This is a genomic window from Leucobacter sp. GX24907, assembly GCF_053567335.1.
In genome coordinates, this window is record NZ_JBSGPD010000001.1 from 480,460 (window position 1) to 503,864 (window position 23,405).

The window sequence follows — 23,405 nt, forward strand, 5'->3', positions numbered from 1 at the left end:
CGGATTCACCGAACCTCTTCCAACCAGTCCAAGACAATGTCTGCGGCCGGTTCGCCGGAGGAGATGAGCGCCTCATGCCCGCGTTCGGTGAGCACCCGCAGTTGCCCATCGGCGAGCAACGAGGTGACGCGTACGATCCAGGGTCGCGGGCACAGGGAATCCTGACTGCCGCAGAGCACGAGCGTCGGCTGCGTGATCCTCGGCAGCACGCGCTCCATGCGGTGTTCGAGTGTGGGGCGCAGCTTCTTCGCGAACCAGAGCGGACCCGTTCTGGCGTAGGCCACCGCACCCTTGAGCATGACTCCGACGGTCTTGCCGCGCAGGAAGTCCTCGATCATGCGCAGCGCTTGGATGCCGAATCCGCGTTCGGCGGCATTCACCGTGGGCGCGATGAGCACGGTTCGCGAGACGAGATCTGGGTGACGTGCCGAGAGCTCTGCGACCACCTGAGCTCCCATCGAGTGTCCGGCAGCGACGATGCTGCGGACGCCCTGTGCGCGTAGTGCTTCTGCCAAGAAGTCGGCGGTCTCAGGAATCGAGTGGGCCTGCTCAGGGGCGGGGGAGTCGCCGAAGCCCGGGAGGTCGACGGCGATGACGTCGCGGTGATCTTGCAAGATGGCGATGAAGCGGTCGTACACGGCGTGACCCATACCGATGCCGTGTACGAGCAGGATGGGGTCGACGGCGGCTTCGGGTGCCGGTACTTCGCCGGCCGTCGGTGTTTCGAGCGCTGCCGATGCTTCGTCCTCCGCTTGAGCCTTTTCCGCCTGTTCCCAGCGGAAGAGCCGCAACTCGGTCCCGTCTTTGGAGTAGGTGCTGTGCTCCGGTTCGGGCAGATCCTCATTGTCGGCGAACGCGCCGGGCAAAGAGAGATTGAGGATGCTCATAATCCCATTCTGCCCGGAACGGAGGGCGCCCGGCTGGCTGGACCTCGTCGCCGACCTCTCCGCGGACGCCGCGCTCGTGTGCCGGATCGCACGTCACCGAGCTGCAGGATAGAATCGGAGAGTTGGAAAGCGCCGCCGGGACGACCCGCGCGACGAGAATCACGAGCCGGGACGACCCTGCAGAACAGGTCACTTCCGTGACACACACGTCTACTTTCCGGACCATTCTCACGCCGACGGCGATCTTCCGAATCGTGCTCGGCTGGGTCGCATTCCTCGCCCTGCTCCTCAGCCAGAAGCTCCTTGCCGGGCACTTGCCCACCCCAGTGCTGTTCCTCGTGCTTGCTGCGATCGTGGCGGTCATCATCGTCTGCGCCGGCGGTGTCGTCACCCAGGCCGAGCGCCTCGCGCATCGGCTCGGCGACCCCTACGGGACTCTCGTGCTCACGCTCTCGATCGTGCTCATCGAGGTGATCCTCATCTCTGCCGTAATGCTCGGCCCCGGTGAGCATGCCACCATCGCCCGCGACTCGGTCATGGCGGCCACGATGATCGTCCTCACCCTCGTGATCGGTGCGGCTCTCCTCGTCGGCGGCCTTCGGCACAGCAATCTGCGCGTCAATCGCACCGGGATCTCCGCGTACCTCTCCCTCCTGGTCGTGCTCATCGCTGTTGCGTTCGCGTTCCCTGCCGTCATCGGCGAGGGCGGCGCGTATACGACCGGTCAAGCCGTGCCGATCATCATCCTGACGATCCTGCTCTACGGCTTCTTCCTCTACCGGCAAACCGGGGCGCAGAACACCGACTTCCAGGAGGTCACAACCTCTGCACCCACGACCGGTACCTCGGATGTTCGGCCCGGCATTCGGATCGTGCTGAGAGAGCACCGTTCGGAAGTGCTCATACGAGTGCTGATCTTGCTCGTGACGGTCACGCCGATTGTGCTGCTCTCGCACGACATGGCCGTGTTCCTCGATGACGGCCTCGATCGTCTGGGCGCTCCGGTCGCGCTCTCGGGCATCATCATCGCGATGATCGTGTTCTTGCCCGAAGCGATCACCACGGTGAGGGCCGCGTGGATGGGTGAAGCGCAGAGGGTGACGAACCTCGCTCACGGCGCTCTCGTATCGTGCGTGGGGCTCACGCTGCCTGTCGTGCTCGCGATCGGGCTGTTCACCGGGCAGACCGTGGTCCTCGCCGAGAGCCCGGTGAACCTGCTCCTGCTCGGGGTGAGCGTGCTGCTGAGCCTGACCACCTTCAGCGCCCGCCGCGTCACCGCACTCCACGGGGCCGCGCATCTCTTCGTGTTCGTGCTCTACGGACTCAGCGTGTTCTCATAACGCGTCGCCTGAGCTTCCAATGCTGAAGTCGCGGTGCGCCGTGCGCGGAGCGAGCGGTCTGAAGCGTCATGTGAATGGTCGGGTACGGTCGGCCATCCCCGTCGAGCTCGCTACGACCGATCTGTGTGAAGCCCTGACTGAGATAGAAGCCGAGAGCTCCGCTGTTCTGCTCGTTCACATCCACCTTCGAGACGGCCTGGTTCTCGACGACCTCAGAGAGAAGCGCTGAGCCGATCCCCTCGCCGCGGACTGCATCAGAGACGAACAACATCTCCAGGGTGTCGTCAAGCACTCCTGCGAACCCGACTCGTTGCCCGTCCTTCTCAGCGAGAGTGAGCGTCACCGCGGGAAAGTAGTCGGATGCAAGCTGGGATTCGATTCGATCGAAATCGGATTCGTGCAGGAAATCGTGGGTGGCTCGGACCGCGCTGCGCCAGATCTCAATGAGTGCTGCGTACTCCTCCGGTCCGCGGCAGGCTCGCAGACTCAACAGCGTGGCCCCTTGGTGCATAGGCCGATTCTATGCCCCGTATGCCTGTCTGCGGACTCCGCAGCTTCGTCGGGAGGCTGCGCCAGTGCCCTGATGCAGCACCCGACTGGTTCGGGATCGCTTAACTGATATCAAGTTCATTTGTAGATGTCGCGCCGATGCCCGACCTCGATTGCGAGCACCACAAGCTCAGAATCACGAATCTCGCAGAGCACGCGATAATCGCCTATGCGGTAACGCCACTTGCCTGACAGTCCAGCGGTGAGGCCCTTGCCCTGTGAGCGTGGGTTGTCGCAGCCGTCGATGTTCTTGTTCAGCCAGGCAACGATAACTCGGCGAACGCCTGGATCGAGCTTGCTGAGCTGCTTATCGGCTCGCTGAGAGTAGAGGAGACGCCACATCTACAGGTACTTGGCCGCGACCTCATCGGCGGACAACGTCTTGGGGTTCGCGTCAAATTCGCGCTTCGCGTCTTCCCAGGCGACCAGATCGAGCTCATCTTCGATGCGTGAGAGGGCCGCGGTGCGTACGAATTCAGAAATGCTCATGCCGAAGGTCTTTGCGTAGTCGGCAAGCACCTGCTTCTCGGATTCCGCGAGACGCAGGGTGACGGTTGTCGTAGCCATGAGCTCCTCCTGTGTTACAGCGTAACACGATTGGCGTGTAGGGACACTAGTGGGCTTTAGATAGGCCTTCGGTAGTTGTCTTCCGGTCGAGCGCAGGCTTGGAAACTGCGGCCTTGATTACCTGTGCCAGCCGCGGGTGCACCTCTAGCTTGTGAGCGCACCCCTTGCGTGCGGTGATCAAGAGGTGCGGTCGTTGGAACGAGGTGCGGCGGCACCTATTTGAGGCGGCGACAGCGCCACCTACTCGCTGCGTTCGTGCGTCCGAGTGCAGCGCTGCGAGGGGGTGTCGGCTGGCTCTGGCGAGCTCTGGTTGAAGCGGTGCAGGCCGGCGCGCAGGGTTTCGAGCTCGTCGACGCTCCACTCGGCGAAACGTTCGGAGTAGGCGTCGGCGTTCTCGGCGTGCAGCCGATCAATGGTGTGCTGGGCCGATTCACTTGATCGCAGGAGAGTGACCCTGCGATCCTCATCGGAAGCCTTCGCCTCGATGAGTTCGAGCTGCCGCAGCTTCGAGACCTGGCGGCTCACCACCGCCTTGTCCATGTCGAGCATTTGCGAGAGCGCGGTCGCGGTGATCGGTCCTTTGCGCAGGATCACCTGCAGCACCATCATTCCCACACCTTTGAGTTCGGGGTGCACCTCTTCCGCGTAGCGCGACCAGCGGGTGCGGGCGAAGGCGAACACTTGCGAGAACTCGGCGATGATGTCGCTGACCGTGGCATCGCGCTCGGCGGATGATCCGGAACTGGTCGCGCTGCCGCTCAGGCCGCCCGCGCCGGTGCTCCCGTCGCTCGACGCGGCGCTGCCGGCGGGGCGGGGATCCTGCTCTTCCATGTCTGTGACCCTAGCGTGTGTCGCCCGTTGGCCGGGGCGTGCTCGAGCTGGGCGCCGCTGTGCTTGACGAGGCGGCTTGGGCGGGGTTGCCCCTGACGGCCCCCGATGGTCGTCGGAGGGCCCGCCCTCCGACTGCTCGCGGTGCTGCACCGGGAGCAGGATCGGCCCCGTCGCATCCACGAGCACCCGCGGCGTGGAGGGGAGGGTGACGCCCGGCTCTCCGTCCTCTCCGTTCTGCAGCTCGGCGATGCGTTCGGCGTTGCTCTTGTTGCTCAGCGGAATGTTCGGCAGGAAAATGATGGCGATGAGGGCTACGAGCGCGACGGGTGCGGCAGCGAGGAAGATGTTGCCGATCGCGTGACCGTAGGAGGCCTCGACGACCTCGCGCACGGGAGCCGTGAGATCGGCGATCTTCGGGATCGCGCTGCTCTGCTGCATGCGCTGCAGGTCGGCGATCACAGCCGGATCGGGGTTCTGCTGCAGCGTCGCGGCGAGCTTCGTGAAGCCCTCCTTGAAGTAGTCGGCGACCTCGTGGGCGAGGATCGTGCCCATCACCGAGATGCCGGCGGTGCCGCCGATCGTGCGGAAGAACGTGACGGCCGCGCTCGAGGCCCCCAGCTGGGTCGGGGCGACCGTGTTCTGCACGACCAGCACCAGGTTCTGCATGGTCATGCCGACGCCCGCGCCGACGACGGCCATGGAGACGCCGACGAACCAGTAATTGGTGTCGTAGCGCAGCTGGCCCATCATCACGAGGCCCGCGAGCAGTGCGATCGCGCCCGCCACCACGTAGCGCTTCCACTTGCCGGTGCGGGTGATGATCTGCCCGACGATCGCCGAAGAGAGCAGCACGCCGCCCATCATCGGCAGCGAGAGCAGGCTCGACTCGATCACGGAGCGCCCGCGCGCGAGCTGCATGTACTGTCCGAGGAACACCATCGTGCCCATCATTGCGAGACCGACGGCGATCGATGCGATCGACGCCATGGTGAAGGTGCGGTTCTTGAAGAGCGTCATCGGGATCAGCGGTTCTTCGACCTTCATCTCGACGAACACGGCGATCACCAGCGCGGCGACACCTCCGCCGACCATGGCAACGGTCTGCCATGACCACCAGGCGAAGTTGGATCCGGCGAGAGTCACCCAGATGAGCAGGCTCGAGAAGCCGAGCGAGATGAGGGCGGTGCCCCAGTAGTCGATCTTGATCTTCTGCTTGCGTACCGGCAGGTGCAGCGTGCGCTGCAGCATGATGATCGCGATGATCGCGATGGGTGCGGCGACGTAGAAGTTCCAGCGCCAGCCGATCGTGTCGGTGAAGAGGCCGCCGAGCAGCGGGCCGCCCACGGTTGCAACGGCCATGACGGCGCCGAGAATGCCCATGTACTTGCCGCGCTCGAGGGGACTGATGATCTCGGCGAGCACGATCTGCGCGAGTGCACCGAGGCCGCCCACGCCGATGCCCTGGAATACGCGGCAGGTGATGAGCCAGCTGGGATCTTGGGCGAAGCCGGCCATTGCAGAGGCAATGATGAACACCGTGAGGCTGATCTGCAGCAGGGCCTTCTTGCTGGTGAGGTCGGCGAGCTTGCCCCAGATGGGGGTCGAGATCGCGCTCGCGAGCATGGTCGCGGTGACGACCCACGTGAACGCGGCCTGGGTGCCGCCGATGTCGGCGATGATGATCGGCATCGAGGTGCCGACCACGTTCATCGCAAGCATCGAGACGAAGTTCGCGAGGAAGAGGCCTGCGAGCGCGAGGTTCTTCGCGCGGCCTTCGAGCAGGGCCGGCCCGCTCGATTGGGTGGTGGTTTGTGCCATGGGGCGACAGATCCTTCTAGTGGAAGCTGGGGTGCGGTTGGAGGCCGGGGAAGCGATGCCGGGCGACACCGGGCGGCGCCGTACCCGGGATCGAACCGGCCTCGGGCTGACCGCTCGGGGTCGCGATGCGGTGAATCGCGGCACTCCATATTGGTTGACGAGGATCAACTATAAGTACATCGTTGATCAAAGTCAACTAACTTCCGGGTGTAGTTTCAGCCACCTTTCAGCGTGGGCGATCTTCGGCTCCGAGAAGTGACCGAAGCCTCGGGGTCAGCGAGATGCGATACGCCATCCGAAGAAGCCCAGGTCGGTGACGCGGAAGTCATCGAGATCATGCAGCATGTTGCCCACGGCGTGCGCGGGGGTATTCGACAGGATGATGCGCGATTGGTTGCTGACGACGAGTAGCGGCGCTTCGGTGCTCACGAGCACAGGGGCGAGAAGTCGCTCAAGGTCTACTACGCGGATATCGGCGGAAGTGCCGCCGATGAAGTCGCCATGCGACAGTACGGGGAGGCCAAAAGTGATGAGGTAGTCATCTACGCCGCCCTGATCGATGTACGGTCCCGCTGCGATGGCGACGTGGTGTTGTCGGGGGAGTGCGAAGGACTCGAGGTTGGGGTAGTCGTAGAACTCTTCGCTCTGAGTGTCGAGTACGTGATGCTCGTCGAGCTCGAAGGCCCACTTCTCGTTGCGTTCCCAGTTCGACATCAAGTAGTGGTGCTGCGTGAGGAAGCCCGGTTCTGCGAGGAAGCACAGGCCGAACACGGTTGGGTCGGTGCGGCCCGGTTGAGAGAGGATCAGTCTGGAGAGGAGACTGTGGATCTCCTTCTCGCTGGATTCGGGGGTCAACGTCGAGCTGAGTTCTGTGCTCATCTCGGAGAGAAGATCCAGAACGTGGTGACAGAGCGTGTTCAGGGCGGTCGCAAGTTCTGCGATCGGATCCCCGGAATCCGGGCGTCGGGTCTGGTGGACCTCGGAGAGCAGCCTCAGTCGCTTTCGGGTCAATTGCGTTGTGAGGAACGAAACCATGTCACTGCTGAGCGTTCGAGCTTGCTCCACGTTTGTTTGACGAACCGCGCTTGCGATTCCGCGCATCATTCCTGCGAGATGCTGCCGATGGGAGGTCTCTGTGAGGAGGACGCTCGTGAGCCAGTCGTACTCCTCGTACATGGTGAACTGGGCGGTGCTGAGTCGCATCGACTGAGCGCCCAGTGCGAGCTCGGTGTGGAAGTTGCTCAGCGCTCGAATCGCAGTTCGGAGCGTGGTTGCCTTGAGGAGCGCGTCTGCGAAGGATCGCAGTCGATCGGCGGTTCGTTCCGAGGAGCGGACTGCGGCGAGCGAAGCTGATCGTGCCGCCAACATCTCGCGCCAGTCGCCAAGGTCTCTCAATTCGGCGGCTGAGAGACTCGTGAGCGCTTCTTCGGCAATGAAAGTCGACTCGGCTGGCGATTGAACGAAGCTCCCGCCGTTCTTGCCCGGGCGAGTTACGATGAGGCCTTCATCACGCAGTTTCCCGAGTCCCTCGCGAAGTGCAGAGGTGGAGATTCCGAGCTGTGCTGCGAGCGTCGCTTCCTTGGGGAGTTTCTCGTCGTCTGCGATGAGGCCAAGACCGATGGCGCTGCGAAGTCGTCGCGCGACCATCGACGGAACATTGATGGTCTGAATTCTCCTGAAGAGGACGCGCTCTGGGGCCTCGTTCGAAGGCAGCGCGGGGTGTGCCGCTGTCGTGCTATCGGGACTCTGGTTCACGATCTTTGGGCTCCTGCTCATTGTCAGTCAGGCTTGTCGGTCACACTGCGAGGTTTCGACCATTCTCGCCGCATCTCTTGTTCCATCCTAATTGAAGTGTTAATATTTAAAAATTAAATTTATGAAACCTGGAACTGACCAGGAGCCGTGCGCACGGGTGGCTTTCAACGGAGAAAGGAACGTGATGATGCATCCGATTCGAATGAGGCGAAAGGCATGCTTGCACCCAGTACTGGGCGCGGCTCCCGCTTCGGGGCCAGGTGCGCCAGCACTCCCGTCTGGTGAACTCCCCGATGTTGAGCGGTTCGACGCGCGAGTGGGTTGGGGTGAGCAGTGACGATACAACGCGGAACATACGATGCGACAGAGCTCACCAACACTCCGAGGGACTCCGCGGATGTCCTCATCGTGGGTGCTGGCCCTTCCGGGGCCGTCTATGCGAAGTACCTCGCGGGGTGGGGGTTCCACGTGGTGTGCCTTGAGCAAGGCGACTGGGTCGGCACGGCGGAGTACACGGGCAACCGGGACGAGTACGAAGTGTCGATGTACGGGCAGTGGCATAAGAACGGGAATGTCAGAAAGCGGCCTGAGGACTACCCCGTCAGTCTCGGCAGAGCCGACGTCGTTCCCGTCATGTACAACGCCGTGGGTGGAGGCACCATCCATTACGGTGGCCAGTTCCCGAGGTTGGTGCCGAGCGATTTCCGGGTGAAGACCATGGATGGGGTCGCCGAGGACTGGCCGATTAGCTATGAGGAGCTCGCCGAGTACTACGACCAGACTGAGCAGGAGTTCGCGGTTTCAGGAATGGTCGGAGATCCTTCGCATCCGGACGGAGCTGCCCCTCCGAACCCGGCGCTCCCGATCAATCGGCACGGTAGGAAGCTCGCCGAAGGCTTGAACAAGCAAGGAATCAGTTGGTGGCCGGCTCCGAACGCCATCACTCAGAAGAACTTCGGTGATCTCGTGCCGTGCGTCCGTTACGGCACCTGCGAGGCAGGGTGCCCCAATGGGTCCAAAGCGAGTGTCGACATCACTCATTGGCCCGCCGCGCTGCGGAGCGGAGCGACACTGGTGACGGGTGCCTGGGTCAGCCAGATCACGACGGACGCATCCGGGCTCGCGACCGGGGCTACGTTCTTCGACCGGAAGGGTACGGAGAGGCACATCCGAGCAGACGTGGTCGTGCTTGCTGCGAACGGAATCGGTACGCCGCGTCTCCTGCTGAACTCGACTTCGAAAGTTCATCCCGACGGACTCGCCAACTCCAGTGGACTTGTCGGCAGAAACCTCATGCTCCATCCGAATGCGATGGCCATCGGCGTATTCGAAGAACAGATGAAATCCTGGATCGGGCCGGCCGGGCAGAACATTCATACTCATGAGTACCTGGAAACGGATCCTTCACGAGGCTTCGTCCGGGGAGCGAAGTGGTTGGCGATGCCGACTGGCGGCCCGTTGGTGGCGGCAGACCTTGTACCGAGACAGGGCAAGTCTGCACGTGGCGAAGCACTGCTCAAGGACGTCCAGAATGTGCTCGGCAAGTCGATCCTGCTCGCAATTTTGACGGAGGATCTGCCGAACCCGGAGAACCGGGTGACATTGCATGGAGAGCTCACCGACCAGTTCGGCATCCCGGCGCCGCACATCGAGTACCGCCGAGATGAGAACAGCATGGCGATGGTCGAGTGGAACCTCAACAAGGCCAAAGAAGTCCTGCTCGAAGCGGGAGCGACTGATGTCTACTTGCATGATGTCATGCCCGATCAACCCGGCCATCTCCTCGGTACCGCGAGAATGGGACACGATCCTCAAACCTCGGTGACGGACAGCTTCGGGAGAACGCATGACGTTGAGAATCTTTGGATTGCCGATGGAAGTCTGTTTGTGACGAGTGGCGCGTCGAATCCGACGAACACCATTGCGGCGCTCGCATTGCGCGGTGCGACGGAACTGGTCCGTCGTGCTTCGGAGATGGAGGACGCAGCATGAGTCTTCCTCCGAATCATGTGGCCGAAGCGGCTCCCGCGCTCGAGCTGTCTGACGAGCAGTATGCGATCCTCGCGAAGATGGCGGATTGGTTCATCGGCCCTGTCGAAGGTTTCCCTTCGACAGAAGAGGCGGATCCTGAGAATGCGGTCCTGCATCTTGCTCTCGAGCAGCTGAGACCGTTGCACGATGAACTCGTAGCGGCGATCAATGCAGCCAATGGTGTCGACATCGATCACTACCTGGCTGACTTGGAGGATCGAGGTGCGCCGGAGTTCGAGTACCTGCGCACACTCCTGGTCGGCCGGTACCTGAGTTGCAGGCCGGTGTGGAAGGTGCTCGGGTATACGGGGCGGCGGCCCATCCCGATTCGACAGGGAGAAGCCGATGAATACCTTTCGGGAGGTTTGCTCGACGCCCCAATCGCTCGAGGGAAGATCTACCGCCCGACTCCGACAGAAGCGGCAGTCCGATGAAAGTCGTCAATCTTCAGAGCGAGGAAGGGAGCCGCTCATGACAGCGCAGTCGTTGTGACCCCTCTATCCGACGTACGAAGACACCGGGATGGCTCATCCTTTCGTCGCCCGAACCTGTACTCGGACGAGAGACCGGGCGAACTGCAGTACCCCACTCATTGCACGCAGCGGTGCGATGAACAGAACAAGATGATTTTCCGCGACAGGCACGAGCATCAGGATCGTGCAGCCGCGAAGAACATGGATAGCAAAGGTGCATCTAGTGAAAACCACATCTCGACTCAAGAGATTCAAAAGCAAAGCTATGGCGTTAGCCTCAGCGGTCATCGTCTCCTCCCTGGCGCTCACCGGGTGCTCGGGCGGGTCCGGTGGTGGCGGCGACGGCGGTACCGGTGGGGCTCAAGGCGAAGCGCAGCACGGAGGCGTGCTGCGCGTGGGGCATTCCGGCGGTGCGTCGAGCGACACGATGGATCCTCACGAAGGGCTTTCAAACACCGACTTTGCCCGCTTACCACTGATCTACGAGCCGTTGGTGCGGCTTGATCACGAGGGCAACGTGCAGATGTGGCTCGCCGAATCGATTGAGCTCAACGACGACGCCACGGAGTACACGATCAAGATCCATCCGAACGTAAAGACCCACGACGGCAACACATTCACTGCTGAGGACGTGCTGTGGAACTTCAAACGCATTGTCAACGAGCATCACGCCGGAGAGATCCCGCTCGGACCGATCGATGTGGATGCCTCGGAAGCGGTGGATGACACGACCCTGATCATCCGCTACTCCTCACCCTTCGCGGTGCTCCCGGAGGCGCTCGCCAGTACTCCTGCGTACTACATGGTCCCTTCGAACTGGTCGCCCGACAATCTGGTCGGTACGGGGCCGTTCGTGCTGCAGGACTTCGAACCCGGTGTTCGTAGCTCTGCGACTAGGTTTGAGGACTATCGCCTGGAGGGCAAGCCCTATCTCGATCAGGTCGACATCATCAATATGGCGGATGAGACGACCCAGCTGAACGCTCTCCGCAGTGGTGAGGTCGATGCGATCAACTATCTCTCTGCCCAGTCGGTGAAGCAGGTACAGAGCGGAGACCTCAACGTCATCATTTCGGAGACGAAGGGCTGGCTCCCGATCACGATGAGGACCGATTCGGCCCCGTTCGACGATGTGAGGGTGCGCGAGGCGATCAAGCTCGCCATCGACCGTGAGCAGATCAACCAGGTGGTGTTCGAAGGGTATGGCACCATTCAGAACGATGTCTTCGATCCGCTTGAAGACAGCTCACTCCCGCAGCGTGAGCGAGATGTCGAGCGTGCCAAGGAGCTGCTCGCTGATGCCGGATTCTCGGACGGTCTCGACGTCGAGTTGATCACCAACGATGTCATGCCGGCGCAGCGCAGCATCGCCCAGCTCGTGGCTGAACAGATCAAGGAAGCGGGGATCAATGCCAAGGTGACGTTTGAGCCCACGACGCAGTTCTTCGCAGACAGCTACCTGACGGCAGATTTTTCGCAGGACTATTGGTTCTACGTTCCGTATCTCGCGAACGTCGCGGGCGCGACCTTGTCGACGGCACCTTACAACGCCACGCATTTTGACGACGCCGAGTACGAGTCTCTCTACCAGGCCGCGATCTCTGAGGCTGACGAAGAAGACCGGCGTCCGATCATCGAGCAGATGCAGAGAATCGACTACGAGCGCGGCGGGAACATCATCCCGGTGTTCTATCCGGTCATCGATGCCACGACGCAAAGCGTCGGAGGCATCGAGGAGGACGTCAGCGGCTTCCCCTTCGGCAACTACGACTGGACCAATATCTGGATGGCCCAGTAGCGGTTGTGCGGTGCCCGGCCGCCGGGCACCGCACAAACTCCGCTTCCCTCCCCCACACATCAGCAGTTCCGGAAGGCGGATCGTGACTTCTCAGCTGGACTCTCTCAACGAGCGGCGTCCCCGGCGCAAGACTCACCCGATACTCGGCCTCATACTCAATCGAATCGTTTTCGGTGTCATCACTATCGCCGCAGTCGGGGTGATCGTGTTCTGGGCTACAACGATGCTGCCGGGAAACGCGGCTACCGCTGTCCTCGGTCAAAGCGCGACACCCGAGCGGATCGCGCAACTCGAGCAGCAACTCAACCTTGATCAACCACTGTTCGATCGATTCATCGCCTGGGTGACTGACGCACTCAGCTTCAATTTCGGATCCTCGCTCGTGACGCACGAGCCCGTGCTCTCGATGGTCGCGCCGCGTCTGGTCAACACGGGGGTGCTCCTCGCGATCACGACGGTGCTCTCGTCGATCATCGGAGTCGTGTTCGGTGCGATCGCCGCGGCACGCAAGGACGGCTGGTTCGATCAGGTCGGAAGCGTGTTCTCGCTCGTGGTGAGTGCGATTCCGGAGTTCGTCGTCGGTATCTTCGTGATCCTGCTGTTCTCGGTTTCAGTGTTCCATTGGTTCCCTGCGGTCGCGGTGATCCCGCCCGGGCAGACGGTACTCACAAATATGAACCAGATCGTGCTGCCCGTCCTCACCCTCGTGCTCGTGGTCACGCCCTACGTGTTCCGCATGATGCGAGCTGCCACTATCGAGGCACTCGGCAGCGAGTACGCGGAGCTCGCGGAGCTCAAGGGAATGTCGCCGAAGCGCGTGCTCTTCCGCCACGCGCTGCCGAACGCGATGGCGCCGACCGTGCAGGTCATCGGTCTCAACATTCTGTATCTCGCAGGCGGCGTCGTATTGGTCGAGTCCGTCTTCAACTACCAGGGCATCGGATTCACTCTCGTGAACGCTGTGAACACGCGCGATATCCCGATCATCCAGTTCGTCGTACTCGCGCTCGCGGCCTTCTACGTCGTGCTGAACATCACGACCGACCTCGTCGTGCTGGCGATGACCCCTCGTCGCAGGAAGGCCGCATGATCATGACCAACACCATCTCAATCGCTCTCCCGCAACAGAACCCGAGGTCGGGGCTGAGCATCATCCTGCGACGCACGCTCCGCAGCACGCGCGGCAGGCTCGGCGCGGCGCTCCTAGCCGTCGTCGTGCTGATCGCGGCGATCGGACCGTTCGTCGCCCCGCATTCCTCGAGCGCGATCGTCGGCGGGACGTTCGCGGGGCCCAGCGGCGCCGCATGGTTCGGCGCCGACGCCTTGGGGCGCGATGTGCTCTCCCGGGTGCTCGACGGCGGATGGGTTCTCATCATCCTCGCGGTGCTCTCGACGCTCATCGGAATCGCGGGCGGCGCGATCGCCGGGTTGACGGCCGCGTACGTCGGAGGCAAGACCGAGGCGCTCATCATGCGCGTCGTCGATGTCGCCCTGGCGCTTCCGCAGATCATCTTCGCCCTGCTCCTGCTCAGCGTCGTCGGCCCGAAGCTCTGGCTCCTCGTGCTGGCGGTCGGGCTCTCGCACGTTCCGCAGGTCGCGCGGGTCATGTTCGCAGCGGCACAAGACGTCATCGAGCGGGACTTCGTTAAGATCTCGCGGCTCTGGGGCATCAGGATGCCTCGTGTGCTGAGTCGTGATGTGCTTCCCAATCTCATCGGACCGGTCATGGTCGAGTTCGGACTGCGGCTCAGCTTCTCGATCGTCATGCTCGCCGGGTTGAGCTTCCTCGGCTTCGGACGCCAGATGCCGGCGGCCGACTGGGGACTCATGATCAATGAGAACCGACTCGGGATCGAGCTCAACCCGTTGGGCGTGCTCGTACCTGCGGTGCTGATCGCTGTGCTCGCGGTCGGAGCAAACACTCTCGGCGATGCGCTCGCGCGAGCCAGCATGGGCGAGGACAGCGGCGAAGGCGCCGTGCTCGCGAGTACGACAGGAGCTCTGAACGATCGATGACCACGTTGAATGCTGCACATGCTTCGTCGCCTCCCCGCGTGGAAGTGCGCGACCTCTCCATCGGTTTGACGAGTCGCCCGGATCGCCTGGTGGTCCGAGACATCAATTTCGAGATTCGTGCGGGCGAGGTGCTCGGCCTCGTCGGCGAATCCGGGTCGGGGAAGACGACGACGGGTCTCGCGCTGCTCGGTCACGCGCGCACCGGGCTGACGATCCGGTCGGGGTCTGTCGTGATCGATGGTCAGGACATCCTCGCCTTGAAGCCCTCCGGGTTGCGAGCCGCCCGCGGAACCGTGGTCGCATACGTGCCCCAGGACCCCGCGAGCGCGCTGAACCCGGCCATGCGCATGGGAGAGCAGATCGCGGAATGTCTGCGCGCTCACCCCGCCGCGCTGAGAGCGGGTGAAAGCGTCGAGGGCAGAGTCGTCGAGTTGCTCGAGCAGGTCGGTCTCCCGGCCGAGAAGACGATCGCCTCGTACCCGCATCAGATGTCGGGTGGGCAGCAGCAGCGAGTCGGGATCGCGATCGCGCTCGCAGCGCGACCCGAGCTGGTCGTCTTCGACGAACCGACGACCGGACTCGATGTCTCCACGCAGCGCCAGTTCCTCGACCTCGTGCGCGAACTGACGCTGGGATCCGGGATCTCCGCGGTGTATGTGAGCCATGATCTGCCGGTCGTGTCCGAGATCTCCGATCAGACGGCGGTCATGTATCAGGGCGAGATCGTCGAGGTGCAGGACACTCCGGCATTCTTCGCCGGGCCGAAGCATCCGTACAGCCGCAAGCTGCTCGACGCCGCTCCCAGCTTCGACCGGGCGCCGGGCGCCGAGGGAGGAGAAGGGCCTGCGCCGGATACCGGGGACATCGTGCTCGCGTGCTCGAGCCTGCGGGCCTCGCACGGGTCGCGAGAGGTGCTCACCGACATCAACTTCGAGCTCGAGCGCGGGTGCTGCGTCGCGGTCGTCGGTGAGTCGGGATCGGGCAAGACGACGTTGGCCCGCTCGCTCATCGGCCTGCACCGCACCTGGGACGGAGAAGTTGAATTCGACGGACACGCGCTTGAACGGAGAAGCTCCCGGCGAACCCGAGAACAGCGACGGAAGTTCCAGTACGTCTTCCAGAGCCCGTACAACTCGTTGAATCCGCGACGCACGATCGCCGACATCCTCAACGAGCCATTGCAGTACTTCTACGATCTGAACAGGTCGGAACGCCATGAGCGCATCGCCGCGGCGCTCACCGACATGTCTCTTTCGGAGTCTTACCTCAACCGATATCCGGCGCAGCTTTCGGGAGGTGAGCGGCAGCGCGTCTCACTCGCGCGGGCTCTCGTGGTCGATCCCGAGGTGCTGCTCTGCGACGAAGTGACATCGGCGCTCGACGTCTCGGTGCAGGCGGCAATTCTGGAGGAGCTCCGAGAACTGCAGCAGCGCCGAGACCTCTCCATGCTCTTCATCACGCACAACCTCGCGGTGGTGCGAGAGATCGCCCAGGACGTTCTCGTGCTTCGTCACGGAGTGATTGTCGAGAACGGGTCTGTTGATGACGTTCTCGACAGGCCACAGGATCCCTATACCCGACGCTTGCTCGCCGACGTGCCGAGAATCCGCACGGCCGGTTGAGACCCGAAACGATGGCCGCTCCGGCTACTCGAAAAGCACGATGAAAGGAGAATCATGTCAGAATTCGATCCGCATCTTCCAGGGCAGTTCATTTCAGGGGAATGGGTGCCGAGCGAGGGAGAGCGCATTTCGGTGCTCGACCCTTCTACGGGAGAAGTCATAGGCTCGAGCAGAGTCGCGACTACGGAGGAAGTCGACTCCGCGGTCCGAGACGCTGCCGAGGCCCAGCGCTCATGGGGCGCTCTCCCGGCATCCGAGCGCGCTGCGCGGCTCCATGAGTTCGCTGATGTGCTTGTTGCGAATCTCGAGGAGCTCACCCACCTCGAGTCGGTGAATGCCGGCAAGCCCATCACGGCGGTTCGCGATGATGAGATTCTCGGCATCATCGATGCGGTACGGCTTTCGGCGGGCGCCGGGCGGTCGCTTCCGGGCATTTCAGGTGGGGAGTACGTCGAGGGGGCAACGTCGTACATTCGCCGAGAGGCGATTGGCGTCGTCGCGGCGATCACTCCTTGGAACTACCCATTGCTGCAGGTCGTGGCGAAGGTGATACCAGCGTTGGCGGTCGGGAATACCGCGGTGGTCAAGCCCTCCGGGCTCACTCCCTTGAGTACGGCGCTGCTGGTGTCGCTCGCTGCCGAAGCGCTGCCTGCTGGGGTGCTGAACCTGGTCACAGGTCACGGCGCTGAGACCGGTCGAGCGCTGGTCGAGCACCCGCTCGTCGGCGTGGCATCATTCACCGGTTCAGTGGGCGGCGGGCAGGCCGTTGCGGCCTCTGCGGCGCGAGGGCCGAAGAAGGTCGTTCTTGAACTTGGCGGTAATGCACCTGTCGTCGTGTTTGATGATGCGGACATTGACCGGGCCGCCGAGGGCATTGTTGCCGCCGCACTCTACAACACAGGTCAGGAGTGCATGGCCGCTACCAGGATCCTGGTGCACGCGGACCGGCAGGAGGAGTTCATCTCTGCGCTCCAGAAGAATATCGAATCAGTGGTGGTTGGAGACGTGCGAGACGAAGCAACCACGATGGGCCCGCTGATCAGTGCTGCGCACCGAGACCGTGTCGAAGGCCTGCTCGAACGGGCGCGTGAAGCCGGGCGAACGGTCATGGGAGGCGAACGCGTCGGTACTTCTGGCTTCTTCCTCGCCCCTGCAATTGTTACCGGAGTTCAGCAGGACGATGAGATCGTGCAGGAAGAGGTGTTTGGCCCGGTCATGACGGTTCAACAGTTCTCCTCCGAAGCCGAGGGTCTGCGGCTCGCGAACGATACTCGGTATGGATTGGCGGCATCGGTATGGACGAGTGATGTGGGCCGTGCCATGCGGCTTTCACAACAAATTGAGTCCGGTACCGTGTGGGTGAACACTCATCTCGAGTTCGGACCGGATCTGCCGGTCTCCGGGTATAAGGAATCCGGGTACGGTGTGGAGAACACCATGCTCGGGGCCGTCGAGTTCACTCGCGTGAAGCAGGTCATGGTCAGCCACGGCTGAAACCCGACGGAGCCCCGCCGCACCGATTGCCTGAGAGCAGCCGGAGCCGCTCCCATATTCTGAGATCCTCTCGTGATCTGAGAACGTGGGAGCGGCTCCCTGCTTTGCGGTGCGGAGGCGAGGAGTCGCTCAGCGCCCACTCAACTCCAGCGCTCACTGAACTCCGGCGGCACGAGCACCGCGAGCGGGGGCACCGGATGCTCCCAGCGCGTCACTTCGACGAGTGCGTGCTGCCCGGTGGTGCCTTGCGCGAGCTGCGACGAGGGCAGATCGGAGCACAGCACATTGGGGTTGCCGTGGCGGCAGAATGACGGATCGGCGGGGTCCGGGTCGTACCAGGCGCCGGTCGCGAGCTGCACGATGCCGCGACTGAGCGCCTCCGAGACGACGAGACCGGCGAGGCACGACCCGCGATCGTTGAAGATGCGTACGACGTCGCCGTCGCGGAGCCCGCGAGCTGCCGCATCCTCGGGGTGCATGCGCACTGGCTCTCGCCCGTCCACCTTGCTGTCGAGGCTGGTCGACCCCACATCGAACTGGCTGTGCAGGCGCGTCTTCGGCTGGTTCGCGATGAGTTGCAGCGGGAATCGGCGGTTCGCGTCGCCGAGCCATTCCCGCGGCTCCATCCACGTGGGGTGCCCCGGGCAGTCGTCGTAGCCGAAGTCGGCGATGCGCTCCGAGAACAGCTCGATGCGCCCTGACGGGGTGGTCAACGGGTGGGCTGAGGGATCCGCCCTGAACTCGGAAAGCAGCACCTGCTCGCGGTCTGCCGCCGGAATTTCCAGGAACTCGCGCTGCCAGAACGCGTCGAACTCGGGCACGGGCGAGCCGTGATCGGCCATCCGGTCGGCCCAGCCGGTGTAGAGGCGACGCAACCATTCAGCCGAGCTGCGGCCCTCTGAGAACGAGAACTGCGCATCGACGCGACCATCGAGCCGTCGTTCGAGCTCCGAGAAGATGGCGTAGTCATCTCTCGCCTCACCTGCGGGGCGCGTCAGCGCGGGCATGGGGAAGAAGAGAGGATCACCGCGCCCCGACCCGAAGTCGTCGCGTTCGACGGTCATCGTCGCGGGCAGAACGATGTCGGCATGACGGGCCGTGGCCGTCCAGAACTGCTCGTGGACGACAATGGTCGAGGGGCGCTGGAAGGCTCGCCGCAGCCGCGGCAGGTCTTGCTGGTGGTGAAAGGGGTTGCCGCCCACCCAGTACACGAGCTCGATGTCGGGCAGCTCGATCTCTTGGCCGTTGAACGGCAGCACGGTGCTCGGTGAGAGCAGCATGTCTGAGATGCGCGAAACCGGAATGAAGCGCGGCTCAGGGTTCTGGCCCTGCGGCAGCGACGGCGGGCCGACGAGCCGGCGCGGGTTGCCCGCCTGGGCGCTCGAACCGTAGCCGTGAGAGAATCCGCCGCCGGGCAGCCCGATCTGTCCGAGCATTGCGGCGAGCGCGATCCCGGCCCAGATGGGCTGCTCGCCGTGGTGTTGGCGTTGCATCGACCAGCTGAGGTTGATCATGGTGCGCGATCGGCCCATGCGCTGTGCGAGGTCGCGGATGCGTTCGCCCGGCACCGTGGTGATCAGTTCGGCCCATTCGGGGGTCTTCGGGGTGCCGTCGGTGGCGCCGCGAACGTAGGCGATGAAGCGGTCGTAGCCCGTCGTGTAGTGCTCGATGAAGTGCGTGTCGACGATCCCTTCGTCATCGAGCACGTGGGCGATCGCGAGCATAAGAGCGACGTCGCTTCCGGGGAGGGGCGCGATCCACTCGGCATCGGCGACGCCGAAGGTGTCGTCGCGGATCGGCGTCACGTCGACGAACGTGCAACCGTTCGCGCGTGCGCGCTCGACGAACTCGCGCGAGTAGTGGTTGCCGATGCCACCCGAGGAGATGGCGGTGTTCTTCTCGGAGAGCCCGCCGAAGGCGACGAAGAGTTCGGTGTGGTCGGCGACGACCTGCCAGGAGGTAGCGCGGTCGACGAGTTCTGGTGTGCCGAAGCCGATGATGTGGGGCAGCAGTATGCGCGAGGTGCCGTAGCTGTAGTCGCCGACTCCGTAGACGTAGCCGCCCAAGCTGTTCAGGAAGCGGTGCACTTGGCTCTTGCCGTGGTGAAAACGGCCGGCGCTCGACCAGCCGTACGATTCGCCGTAGACGGCGGCCGATCCTCGTCCCTCAGGTCCGTAGACGCGAGCCAGCTCATCGGCGACGAGGTCGAGTGCTTCGTCCCAGCTGACCTCGACGAAGGTGTCGTCACCGCGACCGGCGGCACTTGTGCCCGTGCCGGCACCGCCCTCCCGCGGCAGGTCGGTGCGGCCTGGGCCGTGCTCGAGGTAGCCGCGGCGCACGGCGGGGCGCAGCACGCGGGCCGGGTGATGCTGGCTCGATGCGACGTTGTCGATGATGCGACGAGGATCCGGATCCTGTGCCCACGGGCGCGTTCGAATCGAGGTTCCGTCGCTTTCCGCCTCGAGCACTCCGAAGTGTGTCAGGTGTGTTCGCGTCATCGTCCGTCTCCTCACGCCAGTGTTGATCGGATCACTGCCAGCGTAACCCGCACCTCCGACACGCCTCCGTCAGGGTGCCGCTCGCGCCGCCCGAGCAGCCGTGCCCGGTTGCCGTACCTGGTAGCCGTGCCTGGTTGCCGTGCCGGGTTTCCGGGCGTCGTCGTCGGGCGACCCCAAGCAATGCTGCGCAATTTGCTCCAATCTCGAAGGTTTAAGAGCAGATCGAGCAGCATTGCTTGGGGTTTCGGGGGAGTCTCGCGCGGGGAGTCGCCGGCGGTTCCTCGTCGCGCCGCCGACGGCTCCGCGCCGCATCGCTCAGGGCTGCGCCGGCGCGAGATGCTCGGCGCCGATAGGGCAGAATAGGCGCATGGCATCAGGCGAGAATGACGTGAACGAGACGGGCATCATCAAGGTCGGCGTAATCGGCGGTGGGCAGCTCGCCCGCATGATGGTGCCGCCGGCGATTCACCTGGGTCTGCGCATCAGCGTGCTGGCTGAGGCGGAGGGTATGAGCGCCGCTCGTGCTGCTGACGCCGTGGGCGACTACCGCGATCCCGAGACGGTGTACGCGTTTGCCGAGACCGTCGACGTCGTCACGTTCGATCACGAGCACGTGCCGAGTGAGATTCTGCGCGAGCTCGAACGGCGCGGCAAGGCGGTGCACCCGCGCCCCGATGCGCTGCAGTACGCGCAAGACAAGATTCTGATGCGACAGAAGCTGCAAGAGCTCGAGCTGCCGTTGCCCGACTGGGCTGCGGTCGCCGATGAGGCTGAGCTGCAGACCTTCATCGATGCGCACGGTGGTCGCGCGGTCGTGAAGACCGCTCGCGGTGGTTACGACGGGAAGGGTGTGCGCGTCGTCTCGCGTGCCGACGAGGTACGCGACTGGTTCACCGCGCTTGCCGAAGACGGACGCGGAGGTTTCTTGCTGGTCGAGGAGCTCGTCGACTTCGTTCGCGAGTTGTCGCAGCTCGTGGCTCGTCGTCCCTCGGGTGGTGCTGACGGAGCAGCTGAGATGCGCACCTGGCCGGTCGTTGAGACGATTCAGCGCGACGGCATCTGCGCCGAGGTGCTCGCGCCGGCACCGGTGGCGCATGCGGCCACGCTCGACGAGGCGGCCCGCATCGGCGTCGCTGTCGCCGAGGGCGTCGGGGTGACTGGCATGCTCGCGGTTGAGATGTTCGAGACCCGTGACGGTCGTGTGCTCGTGAATGAGCTCGCGATGCGCCCGCATAATTCGGGGCACTTCTCGATCGAGGGATCGGTGACGAGCCAGTTCGAGCAGCACCTGCGCGCGGTCGCAGATCTGCCGCTCGGCGACACGTCGATGACGGCTCCCGCCGCGGTGATGGTGAATGTGCTCGGCGGCCCTGAGGAGGGCCCGATGCCGGTGCGCTACGCCTCGGTGCTCGCGGCGCATCCGGCGGCGAAGATCCACAGCTACGACAAGCTGCCTCGTCCGGGTCGCAAGGTCGGGCACGTCACGGTGACGGGGCAGGATCTGGCGTCGGTGCGCGCAGAGGCCGAAGCCGCTGCAGCGCTGTTCGACTGACGCGGAGTCCTCAGGCGTCTGATTCGAGGAGGATCTCGACCGCGCCCAGGGTGATCGTATCTCCCGGCCGAATCTCGTAGTCCTCATTCGGTTCGCAGGCCTGCCGCGAGAGTCCGGCATCAGTGGTGAAGGTGATCGAGGTCCCGTTCGTGGAGCCGAGGTCGGTGATCCACACTCCTTCTTCGTCGATCACGATGCGGGCGTGGGTCTTCGAGAGGGTTCGCTCCGGATCGGCCAGAACGATCAACGCAGCCTGACCCGCTTCGGGAGATGCCGACGGCTTGCGACCGAGCAGATTGCGCCGATGCAGGGTGAAGCGTTGGCTGCCCGCATTGAGCGACCAGGTGGGGGTCTTGGGGACAGCCGGCGACGCTGCTCCGGCTCCGGCCCCCGAGCTCGGGGCTCGTGTCGCCGGAACCGTCGCTGTGGGGGAGGTGCTTGGCGTTGTACCGGCCGACGTGGTCGGTGGAGGCGTCGGCGTCACAGGTGCCGCCGAGGGTGGCGGCTGCGGCAGGAGGAGGGGGCGCTCCGTCTGCGATTGCTCTGCTTGTTCAACGCGTGCTTGTTCAGCGCGTGCTTGTTCGCGACGAGCCTGCTCTTGCTGCTCCCGCTGTAACTGTTCGCGGTGTGCTTGCTCCTGTTGCTCGCGGAGTTGCGCCTGCCGGGCTGCTTCCTGCTGTGCGACGCGTGCTTGCTCGAGGCGTGCCTGCTCTTGCTGCTCCCGAATCTGCTCCTGGCGAGCTTGCTCCTGCTCAGCCCGGAGCCGTTCCTGCCGTTCCCGTTCCTCTTGCGCTGCGCGGGCTTGGGCTTGTCGAGCCTGTTCTTGTCGAGCCTGCTCCTGCCGGCGAAGCTCTTCCTGTCGTGCCCGCTCCTGGCGCTCCCGTTCTTGGCGCTCTCGCTGCTCCTGCTCCTGCTCCTGACGAGCTTGTTCTTGCTGAGCACGGATCTGCACCTGTCGTGCCTGTTCCTGCTCAGCCCGAATCTGCGCCTGGCGTGCCTGTTCTTCCAGGGCACGAGCCTGCTGCGCCTGCTGGTACTCGAGCAACTGGCGCTCGTACTCGTGGAGCTGTCGCTGATACTCGTCCCACTGCTCCTGCGAAACACCCGCGGGTTTCTCTTGCTTGGGGGCGGGCTGTGGAGGCGCATACTGAGGCTGCGCGTTCTGTGGCGGCGCATACTGGGACTGTGGCGGCGCATACTGAGGATGCTGAGGAGTACCGGGTGCACCGTCTCGACGCCCCGAAGGGGGCGGGGGGATCTGACGGGCCATGGGGTTCTCTTCCTGTCGCACTTCGAGTGCTCTGTGCTTCGACGCTTCGACTGGTCCGTGGGGCGCTCGGCTCTGGGTTTCGGCGGCGCTGGGCCGAACCGTTCAGTGATTAGGAGTCTAATCGGGCCGAGATGTGAGCGGCAACGGAACGACTCCCAGGAGGCAGTGAGGCTCTGGCATTCCGTGCATCGCGTCCCGGTGCGGTTCGGCGATGACTGGCTTCAGCAACTATGCGGGGCTGCGCAACGCGATGGTCCTGGTCTCGGGCTGTAATCAGTGCTCAGTCGAGACTATCGAGGATCAGTGCGGCGTAGTCGCTGCCACCGTAGTAGACGCCATGAATCTCAACCTCATTGTCGGTGACCAGCAACGCGATTATCGCTCGTCGACGGAACCCGATCACTCGCATCCCGGGCGTCAGGTCATCCCGAGCGCGGCCCCGGAGAGGGAAGTTTGCCAGATCGTCGCAGTAGTCATAGATCGAGAGCACGAATCGCTGTGCGATTTCCGGTCCAGCTTCGCCCGAGACCCAGTCCTAGATTGCGCGCAACTGTTGGTGGGCGCGCGGTGAGTAAACGATCCGATGCGTCACGACGAGCTGTCTGGGAGGCGCTCAGCGTGCCAACGGGAGAGTTCGGCGCGCATCTCATCAGAGCTGATGGCCCGCGAAGGATCGTTGCGCAGCTCCTCGACGGAGGCGATGACCTCGGTGCGCAGCCAGTTTTCGACGGCTTCGTCGCGCGCGAACAGTGCGCGCAAGCCGTCGCGCACGACCTCGCTTTCGCTGGCGTATGCGCCGGACGCGACTCGTTCTTTGAGAGCGTCTGCCATGTTGTTGGGGAGAGTGATGCTGAGTTGCTTCGTGGTGCGCATGATCGAACCTCGCTTTCGATATGACTCAATC

18 protein-coding genes and 1 pseudogene are annotated in these 23,405 nt (G+C 63.7%); 9 read left to right on the forward strand and 10 right to left on the reverse strand.

Annotated elements, in window-relative coordinates; all coding sequences use genetic code 11:
* Nucleotides 1–5: 5 nt before the first annotated feature.
* Nucleotides 6–887 (reverse strand): alpha/beta fold hydrolase, encoded by an 882-nt coding sequence (locus tag ACUYV6_RS02295; protein WP_449277023.1) that lies wholly within the window; start codon nt 885–887, stop codon nt 6–8.
* Between the two features lie 158 nt (nt 888–1,045).
* On the opposite strand from ACUYV6_RS02295, the gene ACUYV6_RS02300 reads away from it, so the two are divergent.
* Nucleotides 1,046–2,227, forward strand: a complete 1,182-nt coding sequence (locus ACUYV6_RS02300) for a calcium:proton antiporter (protein WP_449277146.1) — start codon at nt 1,046–1,048, stop codon at nt 2,225–2,227.
* Here the strand turns inward: ACUYV6_RS02300 and ACUYV6_RS02305 are convergent.
* The 5 genes from ACUYV6_RS02305 to ACUYV6_RS02325 form a co-directional block, all read right to left on the reverse strand.
* Complete coding sequence (locus ACUYV6_RS02305; protein WP_449277024.1) at nt 2,211–2,738, reverse strand: GNAT family N-acetyltransferase; 528 nt, start codon at nt 2,736–2,738, stop codon at nt 2,211–2,213. The genes ACUYV6_RS02300 and ACUYV6_RS02305 overlap by 17 nt on opposite strands.
* 116 nt (nt 2,739–2,854) lie before the next feature.
* Complete coding sequence (locus ACUYV6_RS02310; protein WP_449277025.1) at nt 2,855–3,118, reverse strand: type II toxin-antitoxin system RelE family toxin; 264 nt, start codon at nt 3,116–3,118, stop codon at nt 2,855–2,857.
* A complete protein-coding gene (gene relB, locus ACUYV6_RS02315; RefSeq protein WP_449277026.1) occupies nt 3,119–3,343 on the reverse strand; it encodes a type II toxin-antitoxin system RelB family antitoxin in 225 nt (74 codons plus the stop codon).
* 240 nt (nt 3,344–3,583) lie between these two features.
* Nucleotides 3,584–5,992, reverse strand: a complete 2,409-nt coding sequence (locus tag ACUYV6_RS02320; protein ID WP_449277027.1) for a DHA2 family efflux MFS transporter permease subunit — start codon at nt 5,990–5,992, stop codon at nt 3,584–3,586.
* Nucleotides 5,993–6,265: 273 nt separating this feature from the next.
* Nucleotides 6,266–7,747: a GntR family transcriptional regulator gene (locus tag ACUYV6_RS02325; RefSeq protein WP_449277028.1), complete on the reverse strand. Its 1,482-nt coding sequence runs from the start codon at nt 7,745–7,747 to the stop codon at nt 6,266–6,268.
* 333 nt (nt 7,748–8,080) lie between these two features.
* Here ACUYV6_RS02325 and ACUYV6_RS02330 point away from each other — a divergent pair, with 333 nt between their 5' ends.
* The 7 genes from ACUYV6_RS02330 to ACUYV6_RS02360 all read left to right on the forward strand — a co-directional run bounded on the left by ACUYV6_RS02330 (nt 8,081) and on the right by ACUYV6_RS02360 (nt 17,181).
* A complete protein-coding gene (locus ACUYV6_RS02330; protein WP_449277029.1) occupies nt 8,081–9,739 on the forward strand; it encodes a GMC family oxidoreductase in 1,659 nt (552 codons plus the stop codon).
* A complete protein-coding gene (locus ACUYV6_RS02335; protein ID WP_449277030.1) occupies nt 9,736–10,212 on the forward strand; it encodes a hypothetical protein in 477 nt (158 codons plus the stop codon). Before ACUYV6_RS02330 ends, ACUYV6_RS02335 begins: the two co-directional genes overlap by 4 nt.
* Before the next feature lie 304 nt (nt 10,213–10,516).
* Nucleotides 10,517–12,049 (forward strand): ABC transporter substrate-binding protein, encoded by a 1,533-nt coding sequence (locus ACUYV6_RS02340; RefSeq protein WP_449277031.1) that lies wholly within the window; start codon nt 10,517–10,519, stop codon nt 12,047–12,049.
* An 82-nt stretch (nt 12,050–12,131) separates the two neighbouring features.
* A complete protein-coding gene (locus tag ACUYV6_RS02345; RefSeq protein WP_449277032.1) occupies nt 12,132–13,139 on the forward strand; it encodes an ABC transporter permease in 1,008 nt (335 codons plus the stop codon).
* A gap of 2 nt (nt 13,140–13,141) precedes the next feature.
* Nucleotides 13,142–14,065, forward strand: a complete 924-nt coding sequence (locus ACUYV6_RS02350) for an ABC transporter permease (protein ID WP_449277033.1) — start codon at nt 13,142–13,144, stop codon at nt 14,063–14,065.
* Nucleotides 14,066–14,103: 38 nt separating this feature from the next.
* Nucleotides 14,104–15,687: a dipeptide ABC transporter ATP-binding protein gene (locus tag ACUYV6_RS02355; RefSeq protein WP_449277034.1), complete on the forward strand. Its 1,584-nt coding sequence runs from the start codon at nt 14,104–14,106 to the stop codon at nt 15,685–15,687.
* A gap of 54 nt (nt 15,688–15,741) precedes the next feature.
* Nucleotides 15,742–17,181, forward strand: a complete 1,440-nt coding sequence (locus ACUYV6_RS02360; protein ID WP_449277035.1) for an aldehyde dehydrogenase family protein — start codon at nt 15,742–15,744, stop codon at nt 17,179–17,181.
* A gap of 140 nt (nt 17,182–17,321) precedes the next feature.
* Here ACUYV6_RS02360 and ACUYV6_RS02365 read toward each other — a convergent pair whose 3' ends face one another.
* Nucleotides 17,322–19,679: a molybdopterin-dependent oxidoreductase gene (locus ACUYV6_RS02365; protein WP_449277036.1), complete on the reverse strand. Its 2,358-nt coding sequence runs from the start codon at nt 19,677–19,679 to the stop codon at nt 17,322–17,324.
* A gap of 367 nt (nt 19,680–20,046) precedes the next feature.
* Here ACUYV6_RS02365 and ACUYV6_RS02370 point away from each other — a divergent pair, with 367 nt between their 5' ends.
* A complete protein-coding gene (locus ACUYV6_RS02370; protein ID WP_449277037.1) occupies nt 20,047–21,231 on the forward strand; it encodes a 5-(carboxyamino)imidazole ribonucleotide synthase in 1,185 nt (394 codons plus the stop codon).
* A 10-nt stretch (nt 21,232–21,241) separates the two neighbouring features.
* Here ACUYV6_RS02370 and ACUYV6_RS02375 read toward each other — a convergent pair whose 3' ends face one another.
* The 3 genes and pseudogenes from ACUYV6_RS02375 to ACUYV6_RS02385 form a co-directional block, all read right to left on the reverse strand.
* Complete coding sequence (locus ACUYV6_RS02375) at nt 21,242–22,501, reverse strand: FHA domain-containing protein (RefSeq protein ID WP_449277038.1); 1,260 nt, start codon at nt 22,499–22,501, stop codon at nt 21,242–21,244.
* A gap of 280 nt (nt 22,502–22,781) precedes the next feature.
* A pseudogene (locus ACUYV6_RS02380) lies at nt 22,782–23,024 on the reverse strand (type II toxin-antitoxin system RelE/ParE family toxin); the annotation flags it as partial.
* A 65-nt stretch (nt 23,025–23,089) separates the two neighbouring features.
* Nucleotides 23,090–23,374 (reverse strand): ribbon-helix-helix domain-containing protein, encoded by a 285-nt coding sequence (locus ACUYV6_RS02385; protein ID WP_449277039.1) that lies wholly within the window; start codon nt 23,372–23,374, stop codon nt 23,090–23,092.
* Between the last annotated feature and the right edge of the window lie 31 nt (nt 23,375–23,405).